The sequence below is a fragment of the Kitasatospora sp. MY 5-36 genome, assembly GCF_001182915.1.
Taxonomy (GTDB): domain Bacteria; phylum Actinomycetota; class Actinomycetes; order Streptomycetales; family Streptomycetaceae; genus Kitasatospora.
On sequence record NZ_LFVW01000387.1, the window covers coordinates 1 to 11292 of the forward strand.

Below are 11292 nucleotides of genomic sequence, written 5' to 3' on the forward strand. Positions count from 1 at the left end.
AGGCGGGGGCGGCGTTCAGCCCCGTCGCCGTCCCGAGCCCCACGCCCACCGCCACGCCGAGCCCCACGGCCACCGCCACGCCGCTGCCGCTCTCGCCGGTACGGCAGGTCGGCCCGGGGCAGCGCATCGAGATGGCGGCCGGCGCCCGGATGTGGGTCAGCCCATTCGAGAAGTGCGACAACTACCAGCCGGACGGCTCCGACTCCGGCACGGACTGCCGGGACGTGCGCAGCGACAACCTGGAGCACGACAGACCCGCCCTCTACGCCCAGTCGCACGGCGACCGCGACCGCTTCATCGTCGCGAGCTTCTACCTGGGCCCGGTCGCCCCGGCGAGGATCGTCGCGTTCACGGGGGGCAGGGCGACCGTCGCCACCCTGGTCAGCACCGTCGGAATGCAGCGGTGGATCGGCTACTACGTGGTGCTGCCGCCGCTGCCGGAGGCGGATCCGGCCGCCCACCGGCGTCCGGCGAGCCCGGCGATCGCGGCGTACGACTCCGAGGGCAGGCTCCTGGCGGAGCTGCCGGGCACCACCGCCGACGGCGCCGACGAGCGGGCCCCGCAGCAGCTGTGACCCGGTCCGCCCGCAGGTCCGCCCGCAGGTCTGCTCACAGCTCCGCTCACAGCTCCGCTCACCGCTTCGCGTAGTCCGCGAAGCCCTGCCAGTCGACGATCACGCAGGGCTCGTCACCGACGGTCCAGGCGTCGTGCCCGGGCGGGCAGAGCATGAAGTCGCCGGGGCCCACTTCGGCCTCCTGGCCGCCGTCCATGACGATCCTCATCCGGCCGGAGAGCACGTACCCGGCGTGGGCGGCCTGGCAGCTCTCGGTCCCGGCGATCGGCTTCACGTGCTTGGACCACTGCCAACCCGGCTCGAACACGGCCCGGCCCACCGGGCCGCCGTCCAGGTTGACCAGCCGCAGTTCCCCCGTGCCCTCCTCGAAGGGGCGGACTTCCTCGGGATCGTCGAAGTTCCGCTGGTAGAGACCGGACATGGCGCACTCCTCTCCCGCGAGGACCGCCCGGCCGCCAGTGGGTGGCCGGGCCGGCCCTGCTGGCCCTTCCAGTCTGCGCCCGGATCGGGGATCGGTCACGTTGGGTGGTCGATCCCGGGGCGGGGTCGGGCGGGCCGGGGCGGTCCGAGGGGCGCCCCGGGGCCGGAGGTCAGTCCCGGGTGCGGGCCACGCCGATCGGGCAGGAGGCGCCGGTACCGCCGAGACCGCAGTAGCCGTTGGGGTTCTTGGCCTCCGACAGGTACTGCTGGTGGTACGGCTCGGCCGGGAAGAACGGGCCGGCCGGGGCGATCTCGGTGGTGACCGGGCCGTAACCGAGCGCGGTCAGCGAGGGCTGGAAGGCGTCCCGGGTGGCCACCGCGGCCTCGGCCTGGGCGGGGGAGTGGGTGTAGACGGCGGAGCGGTACTGGGTGCCCACGTCGTTGCCCTGGCGGTTGCCCTGGGTCGGGTCGTGCGCCTCCCAGAAGGTCTTCAGCAGCCGCTCGTACGGGATCACCGCCGGGTCGTACACCACCCGGACCGCCTCGGTGTGCCCGGTCAGCCCGCTGCACACCTCCTCGTACGTCGGGTTCGGGGTGTGGCCGCCCTGGTAGCCGACCAGCGTCGTCCAGACGCCGGGCAGCCGCCAGAAGGCGCGTTCGGCGCCCCAGAAGCAGCCCAGCCCGAAGTCGGCCACCTCCAGGCCCTCCGGGTACGGGCCGGACAGCGGGTGCCCGAGCACGGTGTGCGGCTCGGTCAGGGTGAAGGCCGGGGTGGGCCGGCCGGGCAGCGCCTGGTCGGCGGGGACCAGCGAGGTCTTGTGGCGGTTGAACAGCACGGCCTGCTCCAGCGGGTCGGGAAACCTGGCGCAGTGTCCAACGCGGACGGCCGCTCCCGGATTCCGGGAGCGGCCGTCCGTTCCGCGCGGGGGCCGGGCGGGCCCGCCGCGCGCTTTTCGCATGGTGAACACGTGTGCGACCGGTGGAGGTCGCGGCGGCCCCGGGGTTCGGCGCACCGGGGTTCCGGCCCGCCGCGCCCCCGCTCCGACCTGCGGGTTCGTCCCGGTTCCCGGTTCGTGCGGGCTTGGCGGCATTCGCACACTAGGCTCGGACCCATGACCGAGCACCAGCTTCCTCAGGGCTTCGAGACTCTCGCCATCCACGCGGGTCAGGAAGCAGACCCCCAGACCGGGGCTGTCGTCACGCCGATCTACCAGGTGTCCACCTACAAGCAGGACGGGGTGGGCGGCCTGCGGGGCGGCTACGAGTACAGCCGCAGCGCCAACCCGACCCGCACCGCGCTGGAGGAGTGCCTCGCGGCACTGGAGGGCGGCGCCCGCGGCCTCGCCTTCGCCTCCGGCCTGGCCGCCGAGGACACCCTGCTGCGGACCATCCTCAAGCCGGGCGACCACATCGTCATCCCCAACGACGCCTACGGCGGCACCTTCCGGCTGTTCGCCAAGGTGCTGACCCGCTGGGGCGTCGAGTTCTCCGTCGCCAACACCCAGGACCTGGCCACCGTCCGCGAGGCGCTGCGCCCCAACACCCGCGCGGTGTGGGTGGAGACCCCGTCCAACCCGCTGCTGGGCATCACCGACCTCACCGCGCTCGCCGAGATCGCGCACGGCGCCGGCGCGCTGCTGGTGGTCGACAACACCTTCGCCAGCCCGTACCTCCAGCAGCCGATCGCGCTCGGCGCGGACGCGGTCGTGCACTCCACCACCAAGTACATGGGCGGCCACTCGGACGTGGTCGGCGGTGCGCTGGTGCTGGCCGAGGCGGGCCTCGGCGAGGAGGTCGCGTACCACCAGAACGCGATGGGTGCCGTCTCCGGCCCGTTCGACGCCTGGCTGGTGCTGCGCGGCATCAAGACGCTGGGTGTCCGGATGGACCGGCACAGCGCCAACGCGGAGAAGGTCGCCGAGCTGCTGGCGAGCCACCCGAAGGTCAGCCAGGTGCTCTACCCGGGCCTGCCCGAGCACCCCGGCCACGACATCGCGGCCAAGCAGATGAAGGCCTTCGGCGGCATGGTCTCGTTCCGGGTCGCCGGCGGCGAGGAGGCGGCCGTCGAGGTCTGCAACCGCGCGCAGCTGTTCACCCTCGGCGAGTCGCTCGGCGGCGTCGAGTCGCTGATCGAGCACCCGGGCCGGATGACCCACGCCTCGGTGGCCGGTTCGGCGCTGGAGGTGCCGTCCGACCTGGTGCGCGTCTCGGTCGGCATCGAGTCGATCGACGACCTGCTGGCCGACCTCAAGCAGGCGCTGGGCTGAGCCGGTTGGGGGCCCGAGGCCCCTCACTGCCCCTGCTGGTCCGCCGTGTACGACTCCATCGCGAGGTTGAAGCGGGCCAGCAGGGCGCAGAACGCGCGCTGTTCCTCCGGCGGCCAGCCGGCCACCAGGCGGCGGGTCAACTCGGCCCGGCCGTCCCGGACTTCGGTGAGCCGGCCGACGCCGTGCGAGGTCAGCGCGAGCCGTACGGCACGGCGGTCGGCCGGGTCCTGCACCCGGCCGACCAGCCCGGCCGCGACCAGCGGGGCGACCTGGCGGGTCACCGTGGAGGAGTCCACGCCCAGCGCCTCGGCCAGCGCCTTGACGTTGGCCGGCCCGTGCCGCTCCAGCCGGTCGAGCAGCAGGTAGGCGGCCCGGTCCAGCACCCCGACCCCGCCGCCGCCGGAGGTCCGGACCTGTTCCATTCGGCGCGCGAACACCGCGAGCTGGTACTGGAGTTGGGTGTGCACGGGGTCGGTGCGGTCGGTGGCCTGGGGCGAGGTCGTCGTCATCGCGGCTCACGATCGTCGTGCGGTGAGAGAGACTCAGAAGCAGCAGCGTACGCGGGCCGGGCGGGCCCGGGAACAGGCCCGGCATGCCGGATTGCCTCTCCCCGTCCCCGTACCCTGGCGCCATGCACACCTGGCCGATCACCCTCGACGACGTCCGCGGCGCCCAGAAGATGCTCGCCGGGGTCGCCCGGGTGACTCCGATGGAGGGCAGCCGGCACCTCTCCGGGCTGATCGGCGCGCCGGTCCACCTGAAGTGCGAGAACCTCCAGCGCACCGGGTCCTTCAAGCTGCGCGGGGCGTACGTGCGGATCGCGGGACTCTCGCCGGTGCAGCGGGCCGGCGGGGTGGTGGCGGCGAGCGCGGGGAACCACGCCCAGGGGGTGGCGCTGGCGGCCGCGCTGCTGGGCGTGCGCTCCACGGTGTTCATGCCGGTCGCGGCGCCGCTGCCGAAGGTCGCGGCCACCCGGGAGTACGGCGCCGAGGTGCGGCTGCACGGGGCCACCGTGGACGAGGCCCTGCAGGCCGCGCAGCGGTACGCGGAGGCGACCGGCGCGGTGTTCATCCACCCCTTCGACCACTGGGACGTGGTCACCGGCCAGGCGACCGTCGGGCTGGAGATCCTGGAGCAGTGCCCGGAGGTGCGGACCATCCTGGTCGGGGTGGGCGGCGGCGGGCTGCTGGCCGGGATCGCGGCGGCGGTCAAGCCGCTGCGGCCGGACGTGCGGGTGGTCGGGGTGCAGGCGGCCGGCGCCGCCGCGTACCCGCCCTCGCTGGCGGCGGGGCGCCCGGTGTCGCTGGAGCACTTCGCCACCATGGCGGACGGGATCATGGTCGGGCGCCCCGGCGACATCCCGTTCGAGGTGGTCAACACGCTGGCGGACGGCGTCCGGACGGTCTCCGAGGACGCGCTGTCGCGGGCGCTGCTGCTCGGGCTGGAGCGGCTGAAGCTGGTGGTCGAGCCGGCCGGGGCGGCCCCGATCGCGGCGCTGCTGGAGCGGCCGGACTCCTTCGAGGGGCCGGTGGTGGCGGTGCTGTCCGGCGGCAACATCGACCCGCAGCTGATGCAGCGGGTGCTGCGGCACGGGCTGGCGGCGGCCGGGCGCTACCTGTCGCTGCGGGTGCGGCTGGCGGACAAGCCGGGCGCGCTGGCGGACCTGTTGGGCGTGCTGACCAGGGTGGACGCCAACGTGCTGGACGTGGCGCACGTGCGGACCGACCCGCGGCTGGGGCTGACCGAGGTCGAGGTGGACCTGCACCTGGAGACCAAGGGGCCGGAGCACTGCGCGCTGGTGGTCGGGGAGTTGCGGGACGCGGGGTACGTGGTGGTCGCCGGCTGAGCTCCCACCCTTGACGCGATATATCGCGTGCTGGGAGACTCGCGATACATCGCGTTCGAGTCCCACGGGCCGAGAATCGAGTCGCCCGTGTGCCCAAATTCGGGGCAAAGTGGGACAGATCGCCCCATACGTCCGAGGAGATGAGGCAAGGCCATGGCGCCAGCCATCCAAGCCGAGAACCTGGTGAAGACCTTCGGCGACGTACGAGCCCTGGACGGCGTCAGCCTCGACGTCCCCGAGGGAACGGTGCTCGGGCTGCTCGGCCCGAACGGCGCCGGGAAGACCACCACCGTGCGGGTCCTCACCACCCTGCTCCGCCCCGACTCCGGCCGCGCGGTGGTCGCCGGGGTCGACGTGCTCAAGCACCCCAACCAGGTCCGCAGCCTGATCGGCCTGTCCGGCCAGTACGCGGCGGTCGACGAGTACCTGACCGGCTTCGAGAACCTCACCATGGTCGGCGAGCTGTACCAGATGAGCAACCGCGCCGCGAAGGCCCGCGCGCTGGAGCTGCTGGAGTGGTTCAGCCTCACCGAGGCCAAGGACCGCACCGCCAAGACCTACTCCGGCGGCATGCGCCGACGCCTGGACCTCGCCGCCGCGCTGGTCGTCCGCCCGCCGGTGATGTTCCTGGACGAGCCGACCACCGGCCTCGACCCGCGCAACCGGCTCGCGCTCTGGGAGGTCATCGAGACGCTGGTCGAGCAGGGCACCACGCTGCTGCTCACCACCCAGTACCTGGAGGAGGCCGACCGGCTCGCCCACGACATCGCGGTGGTCAACCACGGCCGGGTGATCGCCCGCGGCACCGCCGACCAGCTCAAGGCGCAGATCGGCGGCGAGCGGATCGTGGTCGTGGTGCACGAGCCCGGCCTGGTCGGCGACGCGGTCGCCGCGCTGTCCCGCTACGCGCTGAGCGAGCCGACGGTGGAGAAGAACACCCGCCGGATCACCGTGCCGGTCAGCGGCGGCGCCCGGGTGCTCGCCGACGCGATCCGCGAACTCGACTCCCGCGGGATCGAGATGGACGACATCGGGCTGCGCCGCCCGACCCTGGACGACGTCTTCCTCACCCTCACCGGCCACGTCGCCGAGGAGCGGCCCGAGGAGGAGGACGGCGCCGACGCCGGGGCGCGCGGCCGGGGCAGGGGGAAGGGCGGCCCGGACGGCCCGGGGCCGGACAAGCGGGCCGTCGCGGCCGGGAAGGAGAGCTGAGATGACCACCGCCACCGAGCACGCCATCGGACCGGCGATACCCAGGCAGCGCCGGGGGATCGCCGCCTCCCTGCACGACTCCTGGGTGGTCGCCAAGCGCAACCTGCGCCGGATGACCCGCATCCCGGAGATCGTGGTCTTCGGGCTGATGCAGCCGGTCATGTTCGTGCTGCTGTTCTCGTACGTGATGGGCGGGGCGATCAAGATCCCCGGCACCGACTCCAGCTCGGACACGTACATCCAGTACCTGATGGCCGGAATCTTCGCCCAGACCGTCACCTTCGCCGTCGCCGGCGCCTCGGCGGGCATCGCGGAGGACATGAGCAAGGGGCTGGTGGACCGGTTCCGCTCGCTGCCGATGGCCCGCTCCGCGGTGCTCGTCGGCCGCACCCTCGCGGACCTGTGCCAGACCGCGTTCACCCTGGTCGTGCTGGCGGTGGTCGCGCTGCTGGTCGGCTGGCGGATCCACGAGGGCGTGCTCAAGGCGCTCGGCGCCTTCGGCCTGCTGCTCCTGCTCGGCTACGCCTTCTCCTGGATCGGCGCGCTGATCGGTCTGTCGGTGCGCAGCCCCGAGGCGGCCACCTCGGCCGGGCTGATCTGGCTGTTCCCGCTGACCTTCGTCTCCAACGCCTTCGTGCCGGTCACCTCGATGCCGGGCTGGCTCCAGGGGATCGCGTACTGGAACCCGTTCAGCGCCACCGTGCAGGCCTGCCGGGTGCTGTTCGGCAACCAGGTCGGGCCGGTGGACAGCGCCTGGCCGATGCAGCACGCGGCGCTGGTGTCGGTGCTGTGGTCGATCGTGATCACCGCGGTGTTCTCCTGGCTGGCGGTGCGCAAGTACCGCTCCTCCACCGCCTGACCGGGCCCCGGGGCTGATCGGACCTCTGGGTTGGTCGGGCCCCGGGGCTGATCGGGTCCTTGGGCTATCGGGTCCCGTGCCCGGCCCCGCCCGGAACGCCGGAGGGCGGCCGCGGAAGTCCCTGACTCCCGCGGCCGCCCCCGTGTCGTGGCGCGGCCGGATCAGCCGGCGTGCGGCACGACCTTGACGATCTTCACCATGGCCGGCTTGCCGTTCGGCAGCTCGTAGGTGGCCTCGTCACCGATCCGCTTGCCGTCGATCGCGCGGCCCAGCGGGGACTGCGGCGAGTAGACGTCCAGCTCGTCCGAGCCCGCGACCTCGCGGGAGGCGAGCAGGAACTCCATGAGGTCGTCCTCGTCGCCGTCGAAGGCGACCGTGACGACCATGCCCGGGGCCACCATGCCCGAGTCGGCCGGCGCCTCGCCGACCTTGGCGCGCTCCAGCAGCTGGGTGAGCTGACGGATCCGCAGCTCGTACTTGCCCTGCTCCTCCTTCGCCGCGTGGTAGCCGGCGTTCTCCTTGAGGTCCCCCTCCTCGCGCGCCGCCTCGATCTTCTGGGCGATCTCGATGCGCCAGGGCCCGGTCAGGTGGTCCAGCTCGGCCTTGAGCTGGTCGTAGCCGGCCTGAGTGAGCCAGGTCACGTTCTCACTGGTCTGGGTCACGGGTGCTCCTCGTAGGTGCTGGGGCTGTGCTGAGGGTGTGAGTCGTCAGCAGGGGTCGGTGGTGATATCGGTCTCAACTACAAAGCAACGCCCGCTCCCGTACCATCCGGTGCGGAAGGGGCGAAACCACGAGCCTAACAAGTCCTGCTGACAAGCGGGAGGGGCGTTTGCGCGCCATTGACGGCGGCGTTACGCCGAGGTGTACAGCAACCGGGTGCGGGACCCTCTACGGATGCCCGTTCTCCGGATCGAATATGCGCGCCGCCCCGGTCGGGGTGCGCTACTCGGCCCGGGCGCGCCGCCCGCCCGGGGCGCGTTGCGCGGTCGGGGTGCGCTGTTCGATCGGGCTGCGCCACCCGGCGCGGGTGCGCTACTCGGCGGGGGCGCGCTACTTGGCGGGGGTGCAGCCCAGCAGCTCGGCGGTGGTGCCGCGCGAGGTGGTGCGCAGGGTGACCACCGCGTCGTAGCTGGAGCCGGCCGCCGGGACGGGGAAGTCGGCCACCCCGACCACCCCGTGGTCGTCGCCCTGCGAGCGGACCGTGCAGCTGCCGGCCTGCCCGCTGCTCTTGCGCACGGTGAGGTGCAGCTGGACCTCGGAGTCGGAGAGCACCTCGAAGGTCGGCACCGAGCCGTTGATCTTCGACTCGCGCAGCATGTAGGAGCCGCCCAGCCAGGCGATCAGGCCGAGGCCCAGCACGCCGCAGACCGCGCCGATCACCTTCAGGCGGCGGTCCGAGTCGCGGTCGCCGCCACGGCCGTAGCGCCCCTCGGGCGGTGCGGTGGCGGTGGTGTCTGCACTCATCGGACTCCGTCCTCTCCTGGGGGAGGGGCCGCCCGGGGTGGTGCGGGGGAATGCGACGCTCCTCCAGTCCGTCACTATAGGAGGGGCACGCCCGCGGCCGGTCCGGCGGGGGCAGGGCTCGGCCGCGCCGGCGACGATCCGCGGCCCGGCCCCGCGGCGACGCGGTCCCGGAGTGAGCGGTTCGTACGGTGGGCAGACCCGGACTTCGCGGAACGCCCGACAAGTGTGGAAGGAACGCAAGGCGTTGACTGAGCAGTTGCGACTGATGGCGGTGCACGCCCACCCGGACGACGAGTCCAGCAAGGGCGCGGCCACCATGGCCATGTACGTCGAGCAGGGCGTGGACGTGCTGGTGGCCACCTGCACGGGGGGCGAGCGCGGGTCGGTCCTCAACCCCAAGCTCCAGGGGGACCCGTACATCGAGGAGAACATCCACGAGGTGCGCCGCAAGGAGATGGACGAGGCGCGGGCGATCCTCGGCGTCGACCAGGCCTGGCTGGGCTTCGTCGACTCCGGGCTGCCCGAGGGGGACCCGCTGCCCCCGCTGCCCGAGGGCTGCTTCGCCCTCCAGGACGTCGAGGCGGCGGCGGAGCCGCTGGTCCGGCTGATCCGCGAGTTCAAGCCGCAGGTCATCACGACCTACGACGAGAACGGCGGCTACCCGCACCCGGACCACATCATGACCCACAAGATCACCATGCTGGCCTTCGACGCCGCGGGTGACCCGGACGCCTACCCGGAGGCCGGCGAGCCCTGGCAGCCGCTGAAGCTGTACTACAACCACGGCTTCCCGATGGGCCGCATCCGGGCCCTGCACGAGTACCTCACCGAGCACGGCCACGAGTCGCCGTACGGCGAGTGGATCGAGGGCTGGGAGAAGAGCGGCCGCAAGGAGCGCGAGATCACCACCCGGGTCCGCTGCGGCGACTGGTTCGAGACCCGCGACCGCGCGCTGATCGCCCACGCGACCCAGATCGACCCGGACGGCCCGTGGTTCCGCGTCCCGCTGGAGGTCCAGCGCGAGGTCTGGCCCACCGAGGACTACGAGCTCGCCCGTACCCTGGTCGACGTCGACCTGCCGGAGGACGACCTGTTCGCCGGCCTGCGCACCCCCACACTGGCGGCCGAGGCCGCCGACACGCGCGACTGAACCACCCCCCGATGGCCCGGCTCCCCGTGAGCCGGGCCACCATAGAGATATGAGCGCCTCCGTGAACCTCGTCAATCTCGCCGCTGACCTCGCCGTCGACGACGCCAAGGTCACCCCCGGCCTCCTCGGCTTCGTCGTCTTCGCCGCCCTCGGCGTCGCGACCTGGTTCCTGGCCAAGTCGATGAACCGGCAGTTCAAGAAGGTCGACTTCGTCGAGGAGCCGGAGGGCCCGAAGGAGTGAGCCGTCGGCCGGTCCCCCGTGGGGGCCGGCCTTCTCCGGAACCGGCTGGGGCCCGTCTGAGGTGAGAGCCGTCCGCGGGCCCGCCTTCGGTGAAGCGTCCGCGGGGTCCGTCTTCGGTGAAGCCGTCCTGGCGGGCCGTCAGGCTTCGTAGGATCCCGAACCATGACGTGGTCGTGGCACACCGTGGTGCGCAGGGCGGGGTACGGAACGGCGGCGGCGGGGGTGCTGGCGGCCGCGCTGGCCGGGTCGGGGGACCCGGGGCTGCTGATCGTCGGCTCCGGCGCGGTGGCGGTGGTGGCCGGGCTGTTCCCGGTGCTCTGGGCCCCGGGGCGGGTCGGCGCGGTGGGCCCCTCGGTGCTGGCCGCCTGCGCGGTGTCGCTGCTGGTGACGGCAGGCTACCGGGGGCCGGCGTCCGGCGGCATCGAGTTGTGGTGGCTGCTGGAGGCCGTCGCGCTGCTCGTGCCGGTCGTCCCCGCGGTGCGCAGGCTGTCCCCGGCCGCCGCCTTCGGCCACGGCACGCTGCTGGTGGCGGCGGTGGCGCTGCTGCCGCTGCGGATCGCCCTCTGGGCCGAGCCGCCGGCCCCGCCCGTGGTGACCGTCAAACTCTGCCTGGGCTCGGCCCTGCTGGCCTGCGTGGTGGTCGGGGTCGGCCGCTACCTGCGCTCGATGGACACCCGCGCGCGGGCGGCGGTGGTGGCCGAGCGGCGGGCGCAGCGCCTGGACCTGGCCCGAGACCTGCACGACTTCGCCGCGCACGACGTCACCGGGGTGGTGGTGCTGGCCCAGGCCGCGCAGGTGCTGGCCCAGAAGGACCCGGGGCGGGTGGTCGAGCTGCTGGCGGGGATCGAGGCGGCCGGCCGGCAGGCACTGGTCACCATGGACCGGACCGTCCAGGTCTTCACGGCGGACGACGCCGATCCGGAGCCGCGCGGGTCCGGGGCGGTTGCGACGGCCGACCGGGGCGCGGGGCGGGCGGCGGCGGGGGGAGCCGGTGCGCGCAGTCTGCGCCGTGACCTGAGCGAACTGCCCGCGCTGGCCGAGCGGTTCACCCGCAGCGGCTCCGCGCGGGTGCGGCTGGAGGCCCCCGCGGAGGCCGAACTGGCGGCGGTGCCGGCGGCGATCAGCGGGCTCGGCTACCGGCTGGTGGTGGAGGCGCTGACGAACGTCCGACGGCACGCGCCCGGGGCCCGGGAGGTGGCGATCGAGGTCGGCCCGGACCGGTGCGGCGGGCGGCCGGCGTTGCGCGTCACGGTCACCG

At 73.4% G+C, this 11292-nt stretch carries 12 protein-coding genes and 1 pseudogene; 8 read left to right on the top strand and 5 right to left on the bottom strand.

The window, feature by feature from the left end:
* Positions 1–575, top strand: a pseudogene (locus tag AE652_RS23540) (hypothetical protein); the annotation flags it as partial.
* 58 nt (positions 576–633) lie between these two features.
* Here AE652_RS23540 and AE652_RS23545 read toward each other — a convergent pair.
* Entirely contained in the window at positions 634–996 is a 363-nt protein-coding gene (locus AE652_RS23545) for a cupin domain-containing protein (RefSeq protein WP_049654704.1), read from the bottom strand.
* 169 nt (positions 997–1165) lie between these two features.
* Entirely contained in the window at positions 1166–1831 is a 666-nt protein-coding gene (msrA, locus tag AE652_RS23550) for a peptide-methionine (S)-S-oxide reductase MsrA (protein WP_049654705.1), read from the bottom strand.
* A 276-nt stretch (positions 1832–2107) separates the two neighbouring features.
* On the opposite strand from msrA, the gene AE652_RS23555 reads away from it, so the two are divergent.
* Complete coding sequence (locus AE652_RS23555) at positions 2108–3262, top strand: cystathionine gamma-synthase (RefSeq protein ID WP_049654707.1); 1155 nt, start codon at positions 2108–2110, stop codon at positions 3260–3262.
* Positions 3263–3285: 23 nt separating this feature from the next.
* Here the strand turns inward: AE652_RS23555 and AE652_RS23560 are convergent, their stop codons facing one another.
* Entirely contained in the window at positions 3286–3771 is a 486-nt protein-coding gene (locus AE652_RS23560) for a MarR family winged helix-turn-helix transcriptional regulator (protein ID WP_049654708.1), read from the bottom strand.
* Positions 3772–3893: 122 nt separating this feature from the next.
* Between AE652_RS23560 and ilvA the strand changes: the two genes are divergently transcribed.
* The 3 genes from ilvA (at position 3894) to AE652_RS23575 (ending at position 7179) form a co-directional block, all read left to right on the top strand.
* A complete protein-coding gene (ilvA, locus tag AE652_RS23565; protein ID WP_049654709.1) occupies positions 3894–5108 on the top strand; it encodes a threonine ammonia-lyase in 1215 nt (404 codons plus the stop codon).
* A gap of 153 nt (positions 5109–5261) precedes the next feature.
* On the top strand, positions 5262–6320 hold the full coding sequence (locus AE652_RS23570) for an ATP-binding cassette domain-containing protein (protein WP_049654710.1): 1059 nt from the start codon (positions 5262–5264) through the stop codon (positions 6318–6320).
* Between the two features lies 1 nt (position 6321).
* Entirely contained in the window at positions 6322–7179 is an 858-nt protein-coding gene (locus AE652_RS23575) for an ABC transporter permease (protein WP_049654712.1), read from the top strand.
* A gap of 161 nt (positions 7180–7340) precedes the next feature.
* Here AE652_RS23575 and greA read toward each other — a convergent pair whose 3' ends face one another.
* Both greA and AE652_RS23585 read right to left on the bottom strand, forming a co-directional pair.
* On the bottom strand, positions 7341–7841 hold the full coding sequence (greA, locus tag AE652_RS23580; RefSeq protein ID WP_049654713.1) for a transcription elongation factor GreA: 501 nt from the start codon (positions 7839–7841) through the stop codon (positions 7341–7343).
* Positions 7842–8229: 388 nt separating this feature from the next.
* Positions 8230–8643 (bottom strand): DUF4307 domain-containing protein, encoded by a 414-nt coding sequence (locus AE652_RS23585; RefSeq protein ID WP_049654714.1) that lies wholly within the window; start codon positions 8641–8643, stop codon positions 8230–8232.
* Positions 8644–8887: 244 nt separating this feature from the next.
* Here AE652_RS23585 and mca point away from each other — a divergent pair, with 244 nt between their 5' ends.
* The 3 genes from mca to AE652_RS49280 form a co-directional block, all read left to right on the top strand.
* Positions 8888–9793 (top strand): mycothiol conjugate amidase Mca, encoded by a 906-nt coding sequence (gene mca, locus AE652_RS23590; protein ID WP_049654715.1) that lies wholly within the window; start codon positions 8888–8890, stop codon positions 9791–9793.
* Between the two features lie 49 nt (positions 9794–9842).
* Positions 9843–10034, top strand: coding sequence for a hypothetical protein (locus tag AE652_RS23595; protein ID WP_049654716.1), 192 nt, complete (start codon positions 9843–9845; stop codon positions 10032–10034).
* 162 nt (positions 10035–10196) lie between these two features.
* Positions 10197–11292: sensor histidine kinase (locus AE652_RS49280; protein WP_159028537.1), on the top strand; the 1096-nt coding region annotated here is incomplete at its 3' end.